Consider the following 19,747-nt stretch of genomic DNA (forward strand, 5'->3'; position numbering starts at 1 on the left):
AGATGAAGTTAAACAGCTTCTTTATAATAATATGCTTTTTAACCTTGCTGCTTTTTGGAGCCGGTGCGTTTTTGTGGAAATTTGCAGAAGTTCCCGCACCGAGATTTTACCAACCAAAAGATACAAATAGTAGCACAGAATTTACATATAAAGAAGCTGGAACTTGGTTTGAAAAAGTTGCTATGTTCGCAAAAAAAGACTATGTTTTACCTACAAATTTAATGCTTATCGAAATCGACGGCAACTCTAAATTTGCCAAAGGAGGAAGGTATTTTGAACTACTTCTTGATAAATGTGATTTTTACTCTATTTTTTGTATAAATAGAGTAACTAAAGAATTTGGCGTTGATTCTACTGTGATGAAAAAAGGTGATGAAAGTCTTATATATCTAAACACAGACAATAAAAATATAGCACAAAATATAGTTTTAAATTTAAAAAAATACAATATTCATTCTAGGATAAAGGAAGATTGAATTATGAAAACAGTTATAGTTTGTGACGCAATACATCCAGTTGGTTTTGAACTTTTAAATGCACAAAAAGATTTGCGTATCATAGATGCGGTAAATACTCCAAAAGACGAACTTCTAAATATTATGCATGAAGCAGATGTAGCTATTACTAGAAGCTCTACTGATTGTGATGCTAAATTTATATCGGCTTGCAAAAATTTAAAAGCATTAGTAAGAGCAGGAGTAGGCGTAGATAACGTAGATATCGAAGGATGCTCAAAAAAAGGCATTATAGTTATGAACGTTCCTACAGCAAATACAATAGCTGCTGTTGAGATGACTATGTGTCATTTGCTAAATAGTGCTAGAAAGTATATAAACTCTGTAAATGATCTACAACAAAACAGAACTTGGAAGCGTGAAAAATGGTATGGAAATGAGCTTTATGGTAAAACTCTTGGCATCATAGGTTTTGGAAATATAGGCTCAAGAGTCGCTGTTAGAAGCCTTGCTTTTGGTATGAAAGTAATAGCTTATGATCCGTATATAGACTCAAATAAAGCAACCGATATCGGTGCTACTTATACGACGAATTTTGATGATATTTTGGCGTGCGATTTTATAACAATACACACTCCAAAAAACAAAGAAACCATAAATATGATCTCTACTGAACAAATAGCAAAAATGAAAGATGGAGTTCGTTTAATAAACTGCGCACGCGGCGGTTTATATAATGAAGATGCTTTACTAGATGGTCTTAAAAGTGGTAAAATAGCTTACGCAGGCATTGACGTATTTGTCAAAGAGCCAGGAAATAACCATCCTCTTTTGGATCTAGAAAATGTGAGTGCTACTCCTCATCTTGGTGCAAATACTTTTGAATCTCAAAAAAATATAGCTATTGCTGCAGCAGAACAAGCAATGAGTGCGGCTAGAGGAATTTGCTATCCAAATGCACTAAATTTACCGATCAAAACAGAAGATCTACCTCCTTTTGTGGCACCTTATATAGAGCTTATATCAAAAATTTCATATTTTGCTGCTCAGTTAAACAAACGTCCGATCAAAGCTATAAGAGTGGAAGTAGAAGGTGGCATAAGTGATTATGCAAACTCAATGCTTACTTTTGCGATAGTTGGATCACTTAAAGAGACTTTAGGTGACACTATAAACTATGTAAATGCAAAATTTGTAGCACAAGATAAAGGCATAGATATCTCAGCTACGGTAGTTCCAGAAAGTGGATATAAAAATAAACTTACTGTCAAACTTATCTCTGATAAAGATGTTATAAGTATTAGCGGAACTGTATTTGGCGAAACAGAGCAAAGAATAGTCAATATAAACGGCTTTAAGACAGACTTTAAGCCAAAAGGTAGAATGATAGTGTTTAAAAATAGAGACGTTCCTGGTGTTATCAGCAGTATCAGCTCTATTTTAGCAGAAGCTAAGATCAATATCGCGGATTTCCGTTTGGGTCGTGATGAAAATGGTTTTGCACTTGCTGTGATATTAGTAGATGATGATATCCAAAAAGAAATTTTAGCAAAGCTAAACGCACTAGATACTTGCGTTTGGGCTGAGTACGCAGTTTTATAATTTTTAAGGAGTACAAATGGCTTCATATTCAATGGGCGATTTAAAAAAAGGTTTAAAGATAGAGTTAGACGGAGTTCCATATAAGATAGTTGAGTATCAACATGTAAAACCTGGAAAGGGTGCGGCGTTCGTTCGCGTAAAGATAAAGTCGTTTTCTACAGGTAAAGTTTTAGAAAAAACTTTTCATGCGGGTGATAAATGCGAATCTCCAAATTTAGTAGAAAAAGAGATGCAGTATCTTTACGACGATGGCGAATTTTGCCAGTTTATGGATGTAGAGAGTTATGAGCAAGTCGCTATCTCAGATGAAGATATCGGTGAAGCTAAAAAGTGGATGATAGATGGAATGATGGTTCAAATTCTATTTCACAATGACAAAGCTATCGGTGTAGAAGTTCCTCAAGTCGTTGAGTTAAAGATAGTCGAAACTCAGCCGAACTTTAAAGGCGATACCCAAGGAAGTAATAAAAAACCAGCTACTTTAGAGAGTGGTGCTGTTGTCCAAATACCGTTTCACGTATTAGAAGGTGAAGTTATCCGCGTAGATACTGTAAGAGGTGAGTATATAGAAAGAGCGAATAAATAAAAAAATAAAAGCCCTAAAAAAGGGCTTTTGTCTTAGAGATTAAATTCTTGTTTTATGATTTTGGTTACTTCTCCATGATCTGGAAATCTTGGTCTTGGAAAATCGTGATTGTTAAAAACTGCTTTTCCATCTACTTCGACTATAAAGTCACCTTTGTTGCCTATCTCTTTAGAAACTTCCACACCTGGAAAATTATTTTTTAGTTCTTCTTCTAAACTAGAAGCTTTTGGGCGGAAATTTCAAGAATTGCAATAAAATATTTTTACTTGCATATTCGAATCCTTTCGTTAAAATGTTTTATGGTATCATCATAATGTAAATAAATTTTTTATGATTTTGATATAAATTTGATATTTAAAGATGAAATAGTGATAAGCATTTAAATAAATTTAAATGCTTTTTTTAAACTAAAGATTAAAGTCTTTTTTGATCGTAGTAACGATTTTATTTTTTCTAGAAACCTTTACATCTAGAAAACTTTTATTTAGCTACTTTTCGACGCTTAAAGATTCGGCGGTGATTTTAGGGAAAATATCGCAGTAAGAAATGTTGATTTACATATTATTATTTTATAAAATATTTAGAATCATAGCCCAAACTACAAAAATATTTTATGAAGTTTGATACAATTAGCTATAATTTTTTAAATTTAAAATAAGGAGCAGGTATGAAAAATGTTGCGATCATTTTAGTAGATGGTTTTGAAGAGATAGAGGCGATAAGTATTTTGGATATTTTACGAAGAGCTGACATAAATACCGTTGCAGTAGGACTAGAAGCTCTATATATAAGAGGAGCTCATCAGCTTAAATTTGAAGCGGATGTTGAATTTGATAAAGTAAATTTTGATGAATATGATATGATAGTTTTGCCCGGCGGACTTCCTGGAGCAGAGTATTTGGCAAAAAGCGAAAAACTTCAAAAAGTTTTGAAAGATTTTGATGCTAATGGTAAATTTATAGGAGCTATTTGTGCTGCTCCTTGGGCTTTGAATACTGCTGGTGTTTTAAAAAATAGCTATACTTGCTATCCTGGATTTGAAAAGATTGTAGCAAAAAATGGTTATGTGTCAAATTCTGATGTCGTGATAGATGAAAATATCATAACTTCAAGAGGCCCTGCTACGGCTATGAAATTTGCTTTAGAGTTAGTTAAGATTTTAGAAGGAGATGGCAAATATACCGAAGTTAAAAATGGACTTTTGTTTTAGTCCAGCTTGCATTTGCCACTTATGGCTAAGCATTTATAAAAGCCAGACCCCTGATGAAGTCTGGCAAAATAAGCTTTTAAGAGATTATTTTTTATCTATAACGCTATGGTTTTAAATTCTTGTCATCTTCTAAAAGATTAGAATGTGGCAAATAGACAGATAGCTTCGTTGCTACTTTTTAGAGTGCGACGATTTTAGATAGTCGTTGTATGTGTCATTCATTATATGATAGTTGCCCGCTATCATCGCTAAATCATAAAGTGCTTTTGGCATTATAAAACGTATAAAACCCAAGCCAAATAAAATGAAAAAACAATACAATCAATATGCCAAAAAGATTTGTGAATGTTTTTAATTTACCATACCCAGGTATTAGTTTTTTGTTTAGTGATGATTATTTAGCAATATAACAATTAAAATATAATAATAAATAATAATAAATTAATTTTTTTTAAATAACAATATAAATATTTTAAAGCCCAAAAATATAGTTTTTTGCTGGTCGATATAACAGATTTCTACAAAATTTAAAAATATTTATGATAAATTTAGAATTTTTATAGCTTTTTATCTATATTTTAGGTATCATATCCACAACCGATTAAACCGGAATAAAAATTAAGGAAATGTAGTTTGATTAACATTTATGTAGGCAACTTGTCTTATCGTATGAGTGAAGCAGAGCTTAGAGAAGCTTTTAGTGAGTTTGGTGAAGTATCGCGTGCAAAAATTGTAAAAGATAAAGAAACAAATCGTTCAAAAGGCTTTGGTTTTGTTGAGATGAGTGTTGATGACCAAGCAAAAAAAGCCATAGAAGCGTTAAATGGAAAAGAAGTTTGCGGTAGAGCTCTTAGAGTAAATGAGGCTAGACCAAGAGATTGATTTTTTGAGGTTTTTAAAAAACCTCACCCATTAAATTTTACATTCTTATATTGATCCATAACTAAATTTAAAGTTATAAATTTAAAAATCTTTCAGATAATAATAAGTTTGTTTTTAGTGCTTATATGATAGAATTTATCAATAAAGGAACTGAAAATGAGCGAATTTACACATCTACATTTACATACCGAATATTCACTACTTGATGGTGCAAATAAAATAAAAGTTTTAGCAAAAAGACTCAAAGAAATGGGTATAAAGTCATGCGCCATAACAGATCATGGCAATATGTATGGTGCTATCGAATTTTATAAAACTATGAAAAATGAAGGCATAAAGCCTATCATAGGTATTGAAGCATACATACACAATCACGAAGATATAAGCAACAAAGAAAGTAGGCAGAGGTTTCACCTTTGTTTGTTTGCAAAAAATGAAATAGGATACCAAAATTTGATGTATCTTAGCTCTATGTCTTACATAAAAGGCTACTATTATTATCCAAGGATAAATAAAAAGATTTTAAGAGAGCATAGCGAAGGTTTGGTGTGTAGCTCTGCTTGCTTAGCAGGAGAAGTAAATTTTCATCTAAATTTGAGTGAGAGAAATTTAAAAAGAGGAGCTGGGGGTTACGAAGCTGCTAAAAAAGTCGCTTTGGACTACAAAGAGATATTTGGAGATGATTTTTATCTTGAGATAATGCGTCACGGTATAGGCGATCAACAGCGCATAGATGACGATATAATCAGGCTTTCAAAAGAAACCGGCATAAAGCTCATAGCTACAAATGATGCTCACTATACTACAAAAGAGAGTGCGATAGCACAAAAGATATTTGTATATATCTCAGCCAACAAAAACTTTGATGATAAAGTCAGAGGGCAAGTTTTAAGTCAATTTTACACAAAATCCCCTGAAGAGATGAGCGAAATTTTTGCTGATATTCCAGAGATCATACAAAATACTCAAGATATAGTAGAAAAGTGCAATCTAGAGATAAAGCTTGGCGACGCGACTCCACCGAATTTTAAATTTACTCAAGAGTACGCGAGAAATAAAAACTTAACCCTGCCAAATCCGGGCAATGAATATGATCTGCAAAATGATAGCTTTTTGTTTGAGTATGAGTGCAAACAAGGACTTGAAAAGAGGCTTGAGTTTATCGATCCTGCTAAACATCAGATATACAGAGACAGGCTCGAGCTTGAGATAAATACGATAAACAATATGAAATTTCCAGGCTATATGCTCATAGTCGCAGACTTCATAAACGAAGCCAAAAGACGTGGAATTCCAGTAGGTCCTGGACGTGGAAGTGCGGCTGGCAGTCTGGTCGCTTACGCTCTTCGCATCACTGATCTTGATCCGATACCTTATAACTTGCTTTTTGAGCGTTTTTTAAATCCAGAACGTATAAGTATGCCTGATATCGACGTGGATTTTTGTCAAAATAGACGCGGTGAGGTTATCGACTATGTTATAGAAAAGTACGGACAATACAACGTCGCTCAAGTAGCAACCTTTGGTAAGCTTTTGGCAAAAGGTGTTATAAGAGATGTGGCTAGGGTGATGGGTATGCCTTACTCAGAAGCCGACGCTATGGCAAAACTCATACCAGATGAGCTAGGTATCACTCTAAAAGCACATAAAAATAAAAAAGGCGAAATGGAAGACGGTGCCTTTGAAAAAGAGCCAAAGATCGCAGCTCTTATCAATCAAAACGAGCTTGCAAAGCAAGTCTGGGAGTACTCGTGTGAGCTTGAAGGCTTAAACAGAAACCCAGGAATGCACGCCGCTGGTATAGTTATAAGCAATGAAGAGTTATGGAAAAAAGCACCGCTTTGGAAACAAAGCAACGCAGAGGACGGACACTACGTTACACAATACACAAAAGACTATCTCGAAGATGTAGATCTGATCAAATTTGACTTTTTAGGGCTAAAAACTCTAACGGTTATCGATAATGCTAAGAAGCTTATAAAAGCTAGATTTGACGTAGATATACTTTGGGAAAAGGTAGATTTTAACGATCCAAAAACATATCAGACTATACAAAGCGGAAATACTTTGGGAATTTTCCAAATAGAGTCAAGCGGTATGCAAAGCTTAGCCGCAAAGCTCAAACCAGACTGCTTTGAGGACATCATCGCTATGATAGCACTTTATCGTCCGGGACCTTTGAATTCTGGTATGGTTGATGATTTTATAGATATCAAACACGGAAAAAAGAAAATAGAGTTCGCCTTTGACGTACTAAAACCTATACTTGAGCCGACTTATGGCGTTATAGTTTATCAAGAACAAGTTATGCAAGTAGTGCAAGCCATAGGTGGATTTAGCCTTGGTGGAGCTGATCTTGTCAGAAGAGCAATGAGTAAGAAAAAAGAAGACGAAATGCTTCGTTTAAAAGCTCAGTACTTAGAGGGAGCCAAAAGTTCGGGCTTTGATGAGAAAAAAGCTGACGCACTTTTCGAGCTTATTATGAAATTCGCCGAATACGGATTTAACAAATCCCACTCTGCAGCTTACGCTCTCATTACGTTTCAAACTGCTTATCTAAAGACTTATTATCCAGCTGAGTTTATGGCTGCTCTTCTTACTAGCGAAGAAAATAACGTCGATAAGATCATAAAATACATCGATGAGATAAAACGTTTAGATATTGGATTTTTGCCACCAAATGTCAATCATTCTATGCGTGAGTTTAGCGTTATCCAAAAAGACGGAAAAGACGCCATTATCTATGGAATGTCGGCGGTAAAAGGTGTCGGTGTAGGTGCCGCAGAAGAGATCATAAAAGCCAGAGGAAATGGAACTTTTACTAGCTTAAACGACTTCATCTCTAAAACAGATAGCACTTCGGTAAATAGAAGAGTTTATGAGTCTTTTGCAAAATCAGGCGCGTTTGATGATTTTGGATTTACTAGAAAAATGATAGTAGGCAATCTCGACAATATAGTAGAGGCCACAAAACGTGTTTCTGATATAAAGAGAAATGCGTCAAATTCACTATTTGGCGATGATGAAAGTATGAAAGAAGTAAATCTGAACTTAACTCATATAAAAGATGAATTTGAAAAAAAAGAGATGCTTGCTTTTGAGCAAGACATTTTGGGAGTTTATGTTTCAGGGCATCCGCTTGATGACTATAAAAATGAGATAGAAAGCATCGACTATGTGACTTGCGATAACTTTGAGAGCGTTGAAGACGGAAGCGAGATCTTAATAGTGGGTAAGATAGAAGATACAACTATAAAGATCACTAAAAGTGGAAAAAAGATGGCTATCATAACTATACTAGATATACACGGAAGTATCGAAGCTATGGCGTTTGACGAATACAAAAAGATAGACGCTATGAACAGCGACGATCTTAGCAAGCCATACGCGTTTAAAGTTACGCTAACAAGAGACGGACAGCAGTTTAAGATAAAGATAAATGATATCTTGAGTCTAGAAGATGCGATAAATCGTAGATATTCGCTAAAATCTAGTAAGCTAAGCACCGCAGATATAAAAGGCGTAGAGCAGTTCTTTGAGTCTATAAGTCATAAAAACATAAGCGAACTTTTGGCTACTAAAGATGCCGAAGTGCTGATCTTGGGTAAGATGAGCGACATAAATACAAGAACTACAAAAAGCGGTATGGATATGACTATCTTAAATGTAGCCGATATGAGCGGAAATTCTGAGATGATAGCCTTTGATGCTACTAGTAAATTTATCTCAAATATGCAAAGTGAAGAGCTAAATCAAATTTACGCTTTTAGAGTCGCTCCTAGCAAAGACGGTCAGTCAAAACCTATCATAAATCAGATCATCTCTTTAGAGGACGCAGCTAGTGGAAACTTCAGCCTAAAACGAAACAAAAGGATCTTTAAAGACGAGTCTGCGGTGGCTATACAATCTATAAAGGGGAACTTGCAGATAGACTTAGAGCTTGGGAATTTAGATAAAAGCAAGATAAATGAAATTTACAATTTAGCCCATAAAGAGCATCAAAAAAACGGCGATAAACGCCTAGTTTTGCGTATCACGAACGACTACAAAAGCGAAGTTATGCTATTTAACACTGAATTTGTGGTAAATGACGATTTTGAAGAAAAACTTGCAAATATCATAAGCGTTCAGCAGAGTCTTTGCTCGTAAAGCTTTTTGTTTCACTTCTTGTTGGGCAAAAGTGGCTGAGTTTAGCTTTATGTTTTTATTTTACACTTTTATATGTAGATTAAATTTAACCGCCAACTATATCTTATAAAGTAGAACAACTGCAAATAGCGGATATAAGGCGGATATGTCTGAAGTTTAAAAATCAATAACTTTACAAGCAATACTCTAAACATTCACACTAAAAGTATAGAGATATAGGAAAATTTGAATTTATGAATTTTTAATATAAAATCCAAGAGTTTTTCTACTTTTTTTAAAATTATACTTTGAATTATAGACAATTTTTAAAAAAGCATATCGGCGGTATAGCTGGGAATTTAACTCTATTTTTTATAAGTTAGTTATGCTAATTCGTGTATTTTTAGTTAGGACTCTGCTTGAGTTTTATCTATTATCAATAAATTCTATAATATTTATCTTATTTTAAGCTTTATCATTGTATATTTTCATCTCAGTTTATGAGAATAACTCTCATTAATATTATACTTTTAAGTAAGGTTAAATTTATGAAAGTAATCATTAATTTTATTTTGGTTATGCTTATGCAAGTTCATCTTTTTGGTATTGATTACGATAAAGAAGCAAAAAATATAGAAGATATCTTTATAAATGTTATGCAGCTGTATAAAGATGGAAAATCCAAAGAAGCAAGAGAATTGACCCAAAGTGCCTACTTTAGCCATTTTGAAAATTTAGAAAGTGGAATTCGTATAAATTTAGGTCAAAAAAAAGCTTATGCGATGGAGAAGCAATTTGGAGATATAAGAAAAGCTATAAAAGCTTCGCAAAACGAGCAAATTTTACAAGCTATGATAGATAACTTAAACGCCGAGATAAAAGAAGTTTTGCCAACTATCAAAGGCGGAGTTAAGCTGGTGGCAGAAAAAAGCGAAGATAATGGCCTAAGTGCTGCTGGTATAGAAGTGAGCGACAATCCATGGAGTGATACTTTAAAGCAGATAAATGCTGATTTGCAAATGGTCATTAGCGCCTATGATGCTAAAGATGCACAAGCTATAAAGGCAGCTATGAATAAAATCAAATTTGATTTATATAGAAATACTGGCTTAGAGATCGCTATTAGGAGATACGCAACTGGGCGAATGGATCAGATGATACAACAGATAATGGGCGCCATAATAAGTGAAAATATAAATTTAAATAAAGAAACGTTTATTCAATCCATAAAAGATATAGATGAGCTTATACAAACTGCTGTAAATAAGCTTCCAAAAGAGTCTTACGCGTTAGCGCCACAGACTGAAGTGGTAGAAGATAAAAAGGTTGATTACGCTCCTGTCGTGCAAAATATAAAGCAAAAAATGGCTGACGTGCTTAAACTTTATGAGAGCGGAAACGTGAGTGATGCTATAAGCGACGCTGGGGATATATATTTTGACGAATACGAAGCTAGCGGTATGGAAAACAAGATAGGAGCGATAGATAATCCACTTAAAACTGCTACCGAAGCTAGTTTTAGCAAGATAGTTTCTTTGATGAAAAGTGGGGCTAGTAGCGATAAAATAGCTCTTGAGCAAGAAGTTCTCTATTCAAAGCTTGAAGCTAGTTTGGAAAAAACTAGTGGCGAAATAGGCGGGATGGCTCTGTTTATCTACGCTCTTAGTATTATTTTAAGAGAAGGTTTTGAAGCTCTTATCATTATAGCAGCAGTCGTTGCATACTTGATAAAAACCGGAAATAAAGGGCATTTAAATTTAGTATATAGTTCAGTTGGAGTAGCTATTATCCTTAGTTTTGTAACGGCTTATGCTATCAATTTGATATTTGGCGTTAGTTTAGCCGGACAAAGCAGAGAGATCCTAGAAGGCGTTGTTATGCTTGTGGCTACATTACTTCTGTTTTACGTAGGATTTTGGCTACTTAGCAACGCTGGAGCTAAAAAATGGAGTCACTATATACAAGGTCATATCAGCGATAGTCTAAGTAGCGGAGATAGCAAAGCTCTTTGGTGGACCGTATTTTTAGCAGTATATAGAGAAGGCGCAGAGACGGTGCTGTTTTATCAAGCTTTGATATTTGATGCGAGTTCTAGTTATGACTTTAGTATGATAGGAGCAGGTTTTGTAACTGGTGTCGTAGCACTTCTTATAGCATACTTTATCATAAAAGTATTTTCTTTAAAAATTCCTATAAAGCCATTTTTCATAGCAACTTCTGCTATTATATTTTATATGTCTATAGTGTTTGTTGGCAAAGGAGTTATGGAGCTTGTAGAGGGTAAGCTTTTCGTGCCTAGTATAGCTGATGGAGTGCCTACTATATCATGGCTTGGAATTTATCCTTACTATGAGAGCTTAGTACCGCAATTTTTGATGATACTAGCTTTAATATCTGGAGTCTTTATAATAAAAAAACGAGAATTAAATTTTAATAAAGGAGAATAAGTATGAAAAAAATATTTTCAGGAATGTTGGCTTTAAGCCTTGCAGCAGTTTTATCTATGGCGGCAGAACAACCAATTGGTGAGCCTATAGAAAAAAATGGTATGGAAATAGCAGCAGTTTATCTTCAACCTATTGATATGGAGCCAAAAGGTATCGACCTAGCTCCTAGCCTAGCAGATATCCACCTTGAAGCAGATATCCACGCAGTACAAGGCAATGCAAATGGTTTTGGCGAGGGTGAGTGGATACCATATCTTAAGATAGCTTATACGCTTAAAAATTTAGATAATGGCAAAGTTATAAACGGAACTCTTATGCCTATGGTAGCAAGCGATGGTCCTCATTATGGCGCGAACTTAAAAATGACTTCTGGTGTTGGTAACTACGAGCTTACATTTCATATAGACAATCCAAGCACACAAGGTTTTGGACGTCACGCAGACAAAGCGACAGGCGTTGCAAAATGGTGGGCTCCTTTTGATGCAAAATATACATTTAAATATACAGGCGCTCCAAAGGAATAATCTTTGCGATTTTTAGATCCGGCTTCGGCTGGATTTAAATTTAAAAAGTATCTGCTTGAGGATATTTTTTAAATTTAAATAAGGTAGTTTTATGACGATATTTTTTTATCAAGTGGTTTTGGCTCTGTTTGGACCAAGCTTTATCCTTGCGTTTATAGATCACGAAAAACATATAAAAAACATACTTTTACCATCTATTTTCGGGCTTTGCTTTGGACTTTTTGTATTTGAACTTTTTAAAATATCTATAAACACCGATAGTGGCAAGATCATTTTTGATGCTCTTTGTATAATTATGCTTTTACTAACTCCTATTTGTATCAAATTTAAAAACTCATACTTTTCAAATATATTTAGCTTTTTCTTAGCGTTTGGATACGGCTATGAGTATGGATTTATAAGTATGAACTTTATGGTGTTTGCAGGAGATCTGCTAGATAGTCTTAGTTTAAGCAATCTTTTTATGGTTAGTTTAGCTTTACTATCGCTCATATCTGTTTATTTTGTATCAAGAGCTATTTTAAAAAATACCCCAAATTTATTTAGATATATATTTTTATATATATTAGTAATCTTGTGTTTAGCCGATAGAGTCTCATTTTTAACTCTTAGCTTGATGCAAGATGGTTTAGTGGGAGCGTATTCAAATTTACTTAGCGTCGTGGCAAAAACTATCTATTTTAATAGTTTTTTACCAGTCGTTTTGTCTATTTTGCTTATGCTTTTGGCTTTAATTCATCTATTTTGGTTACCAAAAAAGATAGACAAAAAAGATATCGTTTTATATAGGATAAATATCGCTAAAAGAACGGCGTATTTTAGAATGGTAACATTTTGCTTTTTAACATGTTTTTTGATCTCATTTTTTAGTTTGTTTTATCTCTTAGTGTCTTCAAAACCACCTAAGATCAGCGAACCAACCTTAGTAGAACCAGTCCGCGGCGAGTTTAAATTTGATGCAAATTTGGTTATGGATTATAATCTTCATAGATTTGCTTACATAACAGATGACGGCCATGAAGTGAGATTTTTCTTAGTAAATCGTTTTAAAGATAAACTAGCTCCAGTAGCTGTTTTTGATGCGTGTGCGATATGTGGCGATATGGGTTATATCAAAAGCGGCGACAATCTCATCTGCATAAGTTGCAATGTCCGTATATTTCTACCAAGCGTAGGAAAACCAGGCGGTTGCAATCCTATACCATTTGAGTATAAATTTGATGGAAAAGAGATTAGTATAAATTTAAAAACCATAGAAAAAGGCGCTACATTTTTTTCTAAGATCGTTAAAAAAGAAGTCACTGATCCAGTGAGCAAAAATAAGATTTTGAACGATTCTAAATTTACTTATGTTTATTATGGCAAGACGTATTTTTTTGAAGATGAGAAAAATCAAGCCGAATTTGAAGCATACCCTGAAAATTACGTTACCACAGATGGCTTGCTTAAGGAGAATAAATAAATGTTTATAAAGATCATTAGCTCGTCTATTTTACACTCGCAAGGTAGTAAAATGTTAGCGTTTTTGACCATATTTTTATCCGTAACACTTATAGCTTGTATGTTAAATATCACTTTAAATATAGGCGATCAAGTCGCTCGTGAGCTAAGGAGTTATGGCTCAAATATAGTAGTGCTTCCAAAATCTCAAAATCTTAGCATAGAGATAGGGGGCAAAGAGTTTTTACCGCTTAAAAATGAAGATTATCTTAAAGAGAGCGATCTTCATAAGATAAAAGAGATATTTTGGAGAAATAATATCACTGCATTTGCTCCGTTTTTAAATCTAAAAATAGATGGTTTTGATGTCGTAGGGACGTATTTTGATAAAAATATAAATGTAAGTGATGAACCTGATTTTAAAAGCGGAGTAGAAAGTTTGTATCCTTTTTGGGTGGTTGATGGCAGATATCCAAAAGATGATAGTATGAGCGAGGTTTTAGCCGGTGATGGACTTGGGCTAAAAGTGGGAGATGCTTTAAAACTAGGAGATATAAACGCTCAAGTCGTAGGAGTTTTGCACTCTAGTGAGCATGAAAGTAAGAAGATAATCGCTAGTTTAAAACTAGCTCAGAGCTTGGCAAATAAACCAAATTTAATAGACAAAGCAGAAGTTTCTGCGATGAGTATCCCTGAAAATGACCTTTCGCTAAAGGCAAGACGCGATCTTGATAGCTTAGATAGCGTGGCTTATGATAAGTGGTATTGTTCTGCTTATGTAAGCTCTATCGCTTATCAGATCAGCGAAGAGTATCCAAACGCTACGGCAAAAGCAGTGCTTAGCGTGAGCGAAACACAAAGCGGTATAACTAAAAAAATTCAGAGTTTAATGTGGGTAGCAAGCGTGCTATCTTTGATAGTTTCAAGTATATGTATCACTAGTCTTATGGTAAGTGAGATAAATAGACGCAAAAAAGAAATAGGGCTTTTAAAGGCTTTAGGAGCTACAAATTTTATCATTTATATGCAGTTTGTAGCCGAGATATTTGCAGTTTGTATATGCGCTTCATTACTAGGAAGTTTGGCTGGGTACGCTCTTAGCTTTGTGCTGTCTTATCAGATATTTGGAAGTTTTGCAGGTATCAGCATTATAGTTTTGCCTCTTAGTATATTTTTTGGGTTTTTGATATCTGTTTTTGGCTCTATCTTACCGCTTAAGAGCGTTATAAATTTACTTCCGGCTGAGGTGTTATATGGTAGAAAATAAAATATTTTTTATAAAGATTATCTTTAAAAGCATATTAAGCAGTAGTCGTGGAAGTTTTGTGATGTTTGTATCTATTTTATTTGGTGCGGCGATCACGTCTGCGCTTATAAATTTATATACAGATATTGATAAAAAAGTAAGCAGTGAGTTAAATAATTACGGTGCAAATGTTGTTATAAGTCCTTTAAATTTGGAAAATAATTACATAAACGAAAACGAATTAAACGCTATCTTAAACAATATAAAAGATCTAAAGGTATCAAATAAATATCTTTTTGGCGTAGCAAATATAGGAGTGAGTAACGCAGTTATTATGGGGCTAGACTTTGCTAATTTAAGAAAAATTATGCCTTATATAGATCTAAAAAGTGGTGAGTTTATAGCTAGTGATGATGGAGATAAATTTGCTCTCATCGGTGCTGATCTTGCTAAGATCATAGGTGCAAAACCAGGAGATATCTTAGAGATTACGCCATCAAGTAATGAAGTGTATAAAGTTCGCATAAAAGGTGTCGTATATGACGGACAAAAAGAAGACAACCTACTTATGGTATCTTTAGACTTAGCTCAGGATATGTTTGGTAAAGAAGATCTCATAAACTATGCAAATGCCATAATAAACGGGGATTTTGATAGTATCAAAAAGAGCATTGAAAATGTAAGTAACGAAAATATTAAATTTGAAATCATCGGTAAAATTTCAAAAGCACAGGGGCAAATCCTAGATAAGATCAAACTTTTGATGTTTCTCATCGGCGTGACTATACTTTTTATAACGACCGTTGGTATAAATACAACTTTGTCATCTATACTTTTTTCAAAAGTAAAGGAATTTGCGCTTATACGCTCACTAGGTTCAAGCAAAGCTTCACTTTTAAAGCTCATACTTAGCGAAGTTTTTACTATTTGTATAGTTGGGTCTATTTTAGGTGGATTTTTAGGATACGTTCTTGCTATATTTTTAGGACATATTATATTTTCAAGCGGAGTTGATTTTAGACTTGTCAGTCTTGTTTTGGCTATTGTTATAAGTCTTGTTTTTGCGCTTTTAGCAAGCTTTTATCCGATAAAAAAAGCGTTAAATCAAAATATAGCAAATTTACTAAGGGAATAAATAATGGAAGTTTTAAGCTTAAATAAAATATCTAAACATTTTGGTGATGTAAAAGCGATCGACAATATAAGTTTTAGCGTACAAAAAGGTGAATGGATAAGTATAATGGGACCTAGCGGAAGCGGAAAAAGTACTTTGGTAAATATCCTAAGCCTTATGGATAGTCCAACAAGCGGAGAGTATAGGCTTTGCAATAGCGATATAAACTCTTTAAGCCAAGAACAAATTCTAGAGTTTAGACGCAAAAAGATAGGATTAGTATTTCAGCAATTTCACTTAGTACCATACTTAAACGCTTTAGAAAACGTGATGATAAGCCAGTTTTATCATAGCTGTGTAGATAAAGATAGTGCTAAAGACGCTCTTGATAAAGTAGGGCTTGCTCATAGGATAAGTCACAAGCCAAGTGAGCTTAGTGGCGGTGAGCAGCAACGTGTTTGTATCGCAAGAGCTCTCATAAATAACCCAGATATTATAATAGCTGATGAGCCAACTGGAAATTTAGACGAAGCAAACGAAAAAATAATTTTACAAGCTTTTCAAAAACTAAAAAGCGAGGGTAAAACTCTACTTCTCATCACTCATAATGAGGAGCTTGGCAGATACGCAGATAAAGTAGTCTATCTAAGGCATGGAAAACTTGAAAGAATAGAGAATTTACGATGAAGAATTTGATATTTTCGCTTATATTTGCATTTATTTTGATAGGTTGTGGCGATGGCTCAAGACATCATATGACTTTAAATGATAAAAATGGCTTTGATACTACATATGATACTGCTAAAAAAGAGCTAAAAATAATAGGCTGGGATAAGCCATATATGTTATTTTTCTTTTCTACTATGTGTGGGGCTTGTGATAGTCAAGTGCCTATCATAAATGAGCTCATTAAAGAGTATGACGGAAAGATAAAAGTATATGGTGTGATGGGCGATACGACCGGATATGATAGCGATATATTTACGCTAAAAGAAAAAGGCGTCTCTTTTATGAGTACTTCAGCCCCTAAATCAGTTAGCTATTTATCTAACGTAGTAGGCGGGGTTATGGGGACTCCAGTCACTTATATATTTGATAAAAATGGAAAAAAGGTAAAGCAGTTTTTGGGGCTTTATCCAAAATCAGCTTTTGAAAATGAGCTAAAGCTTCTTTTGGACTAATTTTATAAAATATTAAATCCTTATATGCTATCCTTGCAAACTTCTAAATTTGTAGTTGCAAGGTAGCATTTATGATAAAAACTTACGCAGAATGGGACGATCAAGAGTTAATACTTCTTAGCATTCCACATGTTAATACAGACTGGAAGCCATATCTTGATGATATTTTAAAGTCATATGAAAACTTAGTAAGAGTCATTTCCAAATATCAAAAAGTGCTTTTAATAGCCCCAAATACAAGCGATTTTGTTAGATTTTCTAAATTTAAAAATGTAGAGTTTTTACGTATAGATACGAATGATACTTGGATAAGAGATTATGGTGCTATCGATGTTTTAGATGGAGCTAAAACTATAAGCTATGATTTTAAATTTAATGCGTGGGGCTCTAAATTTGATAGTATTTTAGATAATGCTGTAAATAAAAAGCTTTTTGAGACTCTAAAAGGCGAACTAAGAAGCATTCAGCTCATCTTAGAGGGTGGAAGCATCGAATTTAATGGCGATGGAGTAATGCTAACTACTAGCAAATGCCTACTAAATGACAATAGAAACAAGCTTAAAAAAGAAGAGTTGCAAAAAAAGCTAATTGATCTTTTTGGATTAAATAAAATAATCTGGCTAAATCACGGATTTATAAAAGGCGATGACACAGATAGCCATATTGATACCTTAGCGAGATTTATCTCAAAAGACACAGTAGCTTACGCCGCCTGTGATGATGAGAGTGATGAGCATTTTGGTGAGTTAAATTTGATGAAAGATGAGCTTGAAAAGAGTGGTTTTAACCTTTTAGCACTTCCTATCCCAAAACCATTATTTTATGAAGGTCGCAGACTAGCAGCGACGTATTGCAATTTTATCTTTATAAATGGAGCTCTTATAGTGCCGACATATGGAGATGAAAAAGCAGATAAATTTGCATTAAGAGCGTTACAAAATGCTTTACCAAATTTAGACGTGATCGGCGTAGATAGTAGTGTTTTTGTGCGTCAAAATGGCTCACTTCACTGCTCTAGTCAAAACAGATTTAAGGGCGTAAGATGAGTGCGCCTGTCGTTGCTGGTGCTGTTGCTATCATCTTAGCAATAGTTAAATTTATAGTAGGTATAACAAGTGGCTCTTTGGCTGTTCTTAGCTCTGCGATCGACTCTATGCTTGATTGCCTTGTATCGGCTTTAAACTATTTTGCTTTAAAAAAGTCAAATGCAAACCCAAATGATAAGTTTAACTTTGGCTATGGCAAAGTAGAAGCTTTAGTCGCTCTGTTTGAGGGTGCTTTTATCATCGGCATAGCTATTTTTATATGTTATTCTAGCATACAAAAGTTGCTAAATGGTACAAAAAGCGTAGAAACTACGAGCGCTATGCTAGTTATGGTTATATCTATGGTATTTACAGGGCTTTTGGTTTTATATCTTAGAGGGGTTTATAAAAAAACAGGAAATCTTATTATAAAAGCCGATGCTTTACACTATAAAACTGATTTGCTTACGAATTTAGCTATCTTCATAGCTTTATTTGTGATATGGATCACAGGATATGACGCTGTTGATGCGATCTTTGGTATAGTAGTTAGTATCTATATCGCATTTAGTGCATTTGGACTTGTAAAAGATGGGGTTTATATACTTTTAGACGGAGCGTTGCCTAGTGATGTTGTGTGTGCTATAATAGATATTTTAAATTCAAAAGAAGATGTTAAGAGTTATCACTATCTAAAAACTAGAAAAAGTGGCGAGAAGAGTTTTTTTAGCGTTCATTTGGTTTTTGATCCAAATATATCATTATCCAAAGCTCACAAAGTTGCAGATGATATAGAAAGTGATATAAAGAGTAAATTTAATACACAAAAATGGGTGTTTGATACGCATTTTGACATTGAAGACGACAGAGATAAGGAGGAGATATGAAAGTAGCACTTATCGCACATAAATTTTATGGTAGCAAAGAAGAGACCATAAGACAGAGCACAAAACGCATTGAAGAAGCAGCACAAAATGGTGCAAATTTGGTAGTTTTACAAGAGCTTCATCAAGGAAGTTATTTTTGTCAAGATGAAAATGTCGCAGTTTTTGATGAAGCATGCGACTTTGAAAGCGATGTTGCTTACTGGGCAGAAGTAGCGCGTGAGTTTAAAGTGGTTTTGGTAACTTCGCTATTTGAAAGACGCTCAGCCGGACTTTATCATAATACTGCAGTTGTTTTTGATAGTGATGGAAAAGAAGCTGGAAAGTATCGTAAAATGCATATTCCTGATGATCCAAACTTTTATGAAAAGTTTTATTTTACGCCAGGCGATCTAGGTTTTGAGCCTATAGATACTAGCGTTGGAAGGCTTGGAGTGTTGGTATGTTGGGATCAGTGGTATCCAGAAGCTGCACGTCTTATGGCTCTAAAGGGTGCTCAGATCCTTATTTATCCTACTGCGATCGGTTGGTTTGATGGTGATGAAGAAGACGAAAAATCACGCCAACTTGAGGCTTGGGTGGCAGTCCAAAGAGGACATGCAGTAGCAAATGGACTTCCTGTCGTAACGGTAAATAGAGTAGGCTTTGAAAATGCTCCAGATGCTAAGAGCGGTATAAGATTTTGGGGAAATAGTTTTGTTTTTGGATCTCAAGGCGAAGAGCTTTTTAGATCTAATGACTCTGATGAGATTGTCTCTATAGTAGATATCGATCTTAAAAGATGCGAGCAAGTTCGTAGATGGTGGCCGTTTCTTAGAGATAGACGCATCGATGCTTATGGCGGGCTTTTAAAAAGGTTTATTGACTAGAATTTTTACAATAAAAAACTCGTAAAAGTTTTTTGCTTTTGATATCTAGGTAATAAAACTAAATTTTTGATATTTTACAAAGCAACAACAAGGAGATAAAATGCTATATAATCTAAATTTTTTAGCGTAATTCTCTTTGATGATCAAAAAGAAG

At 34.3% G+C, this 19,747-nt stretch carries 17 protein-coding genes; 16 read left to right on the forward strand and 1 reads right to left on the reverse strand.

Annotated features, from left to right (window positions below):
- Positions 1–2 precede the first annotated feature (2 nt).
- The 3 genes from CHLWT_RS02770 to efp are packed head-to-tail and all read left to right on the forward strand — an operon-like array spanning position 3 to position 2,643.
- Positions 3–476 (forward strand): hypothetical protein, encoded by a 474-nt coding sequence (locus tag CHLWT_RS02770; RefSeq protein ID WP_063998506.1) that lies wholly within the window; start codon positions 3–5, stop codon positions 474–476.
- A gap of 3 nt (positions 477–479) precedes the next feature.
- Positions 480–2,057 (forward strand): phosphoglycerate dehydrogenase, encoded by a 1,578-nt coding sequence (serA, locus tag CHLWT_RS02775; RefSeq protein ID WP_063998505.1) that lies wholly within the window; start codon positions 480–482, stop codon positions 2,055–2,057.
- Between the two features lie 16 nt (positions 2,058–2,073).
- Positions 2,074–2,643, forward strand: a complete 570-nt coding sequence (efp, locus tag CHLWT_RS02780) for an elongation factor P (RefSeq protein ID WP_034963843.1) — start codon at positions 2,074–2,076, stop codon at positions 2,641–2,643.
- Positions 2,644–2,675: 32 nt separating this feature from the next.
- On the opposite strand, the gene CHLWT_RS09540 is transcribed toward efp, so the two are convergent.
- Positions 2,676–2,915, reverse strand: coding sequence for a SelT/SelW/SelH family (seleno)protein (locus CHLWT_RS09540; RefSeq protein ID WP_258521927.1), 240 nt, complete (start codon positions 2,913–2,915; stop codon positions 2,676–2,678).
- A 395-nt stretch (positions 2,916–3,310) separates the two neighbouring features.
- On the opposite strand from CHLWT_RS09540, the gene CHLWT_RS02790 reads away from it, so the two are divergent.
- From CHLWT_RS02790 to CHLWT_RS02850, 13 genes are all read left to right on the forward strand, one after another.
- Positions 3,311–3,853 (forward strand): DJ-1 family glyoxalase III, encoded by a 543-nt coding sequence (locus tag CHLWT_RS02790; protein WP_111985176.1) that lies wholly within the window; start codon positions 3,311–3,313, stop codon positions 3,851–3,853.
- A gap of 636 nt (positions 3,854–4,489) precedes the next feature.
- Positions 4,490–4,735 carry an RNA-binding regulator gene (locus CHLWT_RS02795; RefSeq protein ID WP_111999956.1) on the forward strand — a complete coding sequence of 82 codons (246 nt, stop codon included), beginning with the start codon at positions 4,490–4,492 and terminating at the stop codon, positions 4,733–4,735.
- 156 nt (positions 4,736–4,891) lie between these two features.
- Positions 4,892–8,884: a DNA polymerase III subunit alpha gene (gene dnaE, locus CHLWT_RS02800; protein ID WP_111999951.1), complete on the forward strand. Its 3,993-nt coding sequence runs from the start codon at positions 4,892–4,894 to the stop codon at positions 8,882–8,884.
- Between the two features lie 527 nt (positions 8,885–9,411).
- Positions 9,412–11,310, forward strand: a complete 1,899-nt coding sequence (locus tag CHLWT_RS02805) for an FTR1 family iron permease (protein ID WP_111999950.1) — start codon at positions 9,412–9,414, stop codon at positions 11,308–11,310.
- Between the two features lie 2 nt (positions 11,311–11,312).
- Entirely contained in the window at positions 11,313–11,834 is a 522-nt protein-coding gene (locus tag CHLWT_RS02810; RefSeq protein ID WP_034960820.1) for an iron transporter, read from the forward strand.
- 91 nt (positions 11,835–11,925) lie between these two features.
- A complete protein-coding gene (locus CHLWT_RS02815; RefSeq protein WP_111999949.1) occupies positions 11,926–13,296 on the forward strand; it encodes a Fe-S-containing protein in 1,371 nt (456 codons plus the stop codon).
- On the forward strand, positions 13,297–14,541 hold the full coding sequence (locus tag CHLWT_RS02820; RefSeq protein WP_111999948.1) for an ABC transporter permease: 1,245 nt from the start codon (positions 13,297–13,299) through the stop codon (positions 14,539–14,541).
- Positions 14,528–15,655: an ABC transporter permease gene (locus CHLWT_RS02825; RefSeq protein WP_111974842.1), complete on the forward strand. Its 1,128-nt coding sequence runs from the start codon at positions 14,528–14,530 to the stop codon at positions 15,653–15,655. The genes CHLWT_RS02820 and CHLWT_RS02825 overlap by 14 nt, the downstream gene beginning before the upstream one ends.
- 3 nt (positions 15,656–15,658) lie before the next feature.
- Entirely contained in the window at positions 15,659–16,321 is a 663-nt protein-coding gene (locus CHLWT_RS02830) for an ABC transporter ATP-binding protein (protein WP_104064056.1), read from the forward strand.
- Positions 16,318–16,815 (forward strand): TlpA family protein disulfide reductase, encoded by a 498-nt coding sequence (locus CHLWT_RS02835; RefSeq protein WP_104064055.1) that lies wholly within the window; start codon positions 16,318–16,320, stop codon positions 16,813–16,815. Before CHLWT_RS02830 ends, CHLWT_RS02835 begins: the two co-directional genes overlap by 4 nt.
- Positions 16,816–16,886: 71 nt before the next feature.
- Positions 16,887–17,861, forward strand: a complete 975-nt coding sequence (locus tag CHLWT_RS02840) for an agmatine deiminase family protein (RefSeq protein ID WP_111969086.1) — start codon at positions 16,887–16,889, stop codon at positions 17,859–17,861.
- On the forward strand, positions 17,858–18,727 hold the full coding sequence (locus CHLWT_RS02845) for a cation diffusion facilitator family transporter (RefSeq protein WP_111947896.1): 870 nt from the start codon (positions 17,858–17,860) through the stop codon (positions 18,725–18,727). Before CHLWT_RS02840 ends, CHLWT_RS02845 begins: the two co-directional genes overlap by 4 nt.
- The gene (locus CHLWT_RS02850) at positions 18,724–19,593 is read left to right on the forward strand and encodes a carbon-nitrogen hydrolase (protein WP_111970529.1); all 870 of its coding nucleotides are present in this window, start codon (positions 18,724–18,726) and stop codon (positions 19,591–19,593) included. The genes CHLWT_RS02845 and CHLWT_RS02850 overlap by 4 nt, the downstream gene beginning before the upstream one ends.
- Positions 19,594–19,747: the final 154 nt, after the last annotated feature.

Source organism: Campylobacter hyointestinalis subsp. lawsonii (assembly GCF_013372165.1).
GTDB classification, from domain to species: domain Bacteria; phylum Campylobacterota; class Campylobacteria; order Campylobacterales; family Campylobacteraceae; genus Campylobacter; species Campylobacter lawsonii.

What these genes read in the sequence shown, in the direction of transcription:
- CHLWT_RS02770 (WP_063998506.1), top strand. Translation starts at nt 3, where the DNA reads ATGAAGTTAAACAGCTTCTTTATAATAATATGCTTTTTAACCTTGCTG.
- serA (WP_063998505.1), top strand. Translation starts at nt 480, where the DNA reads ATGAAAACAGTTATAGTTTGTGACGCAATACATCCAGTTGGTTTTGAA.
- efp (WP_034963843.1), top strand. Translation starts at nt 2,074, where the DNA reads ATGGCTTCATATTCAATGGGCGATTTAAAAAAAGGTTTAAAGATAGAG.
- CHLWT_RS02790 (WP_111985176.1), top strand. Translation starts at nt 3,311, where the DNA reads ATGAAAAATGTTGCGATCATTTTAGTAGATGGTTTTGAAGAGATAGAG.
- dnaE (WP_111999951.1), top strand. Translation starts at nt 4,892, where the DNA reads ATGAGCGAATTTACACATCTACATTTACATACCGAATATTCACTACTT.
- CHLWT_RS02805 (WP_111999950.1), top strand. Translation starts at nt 9,412, where the DNA reads ATGAAAGTAATCATTAATTTTATTTTGGTTATGCTTATGCAAGTTCAT.
- CHLWT_RS02810 (WP_034960820.1), top strand. Translation starts at nt 11,313, where the DNA reads ATGAAAAAAATATTTTCAGGAATGTTGGCTTTAAGCCTTGCAGCAGTT.
- CHLWT_RS02815 (WP_111999949.1), top strand. Translation starts at nt 11,926, where the DNA reads ATGACGATATTTTTTTATCAAGTGGTTTTGGCTCTGTTTGGACCAAGC.
- CHLWT_RS02820 (WP_111999948.1), top strand. Translation starts at nt 13,297, where the DNA reads ATGTTTATAAAGATCATTAGCTCGTCTATTTTACACTCGCAAGGTAGT.
- CHLWT_RS02825 (WP_111974842.1), top strand. Translation starts at nt 14,528, where the DNA reads ATGGTAGAAAATAAAATATTTTTTATAAAGATTATCTTTAAAAGCATA.
- CHLWT_RS02830 (WP_104064056.1), top strand. Translation starts at nt 15,659, where the DNA reads ATGGAAGTTTTAAGCTTAAATAAAATATCTAAACATTTTGGTGATGTA.
- CHLWT_RS02835 (WP_104064055.1), top strand. Translation starts at nt 16,318, where the DNA reads ATGAAGAATTTGATATTTTCGCTTATATTTGCATTTATTTTGATAGGT.
- CHLWT_RS02840 (WP_111969086.1), top strand. Translation starts at nt 16,887, where the DNA reads ATGATAAAAACTTACGCAGAATGGGACGATCAAGAGTTAATACTTCTT.
- CHLWT_RS02845 (WP_111947896.1), top strand. Translation starts at nt 17,858, where the DNA reads ATGAGTGCGCCTGTCGTTGCTGGTGCTGTTGCTATCATCTTAGCAATA.
- CHLWT_RS02850 (WP_111970529.1), top strand. Translation starts at nt 18,724, where the DNA reads ATGAAAGTAGCACTTATCGCACATAAATTTTATGGTAGCAAAGAAGAG.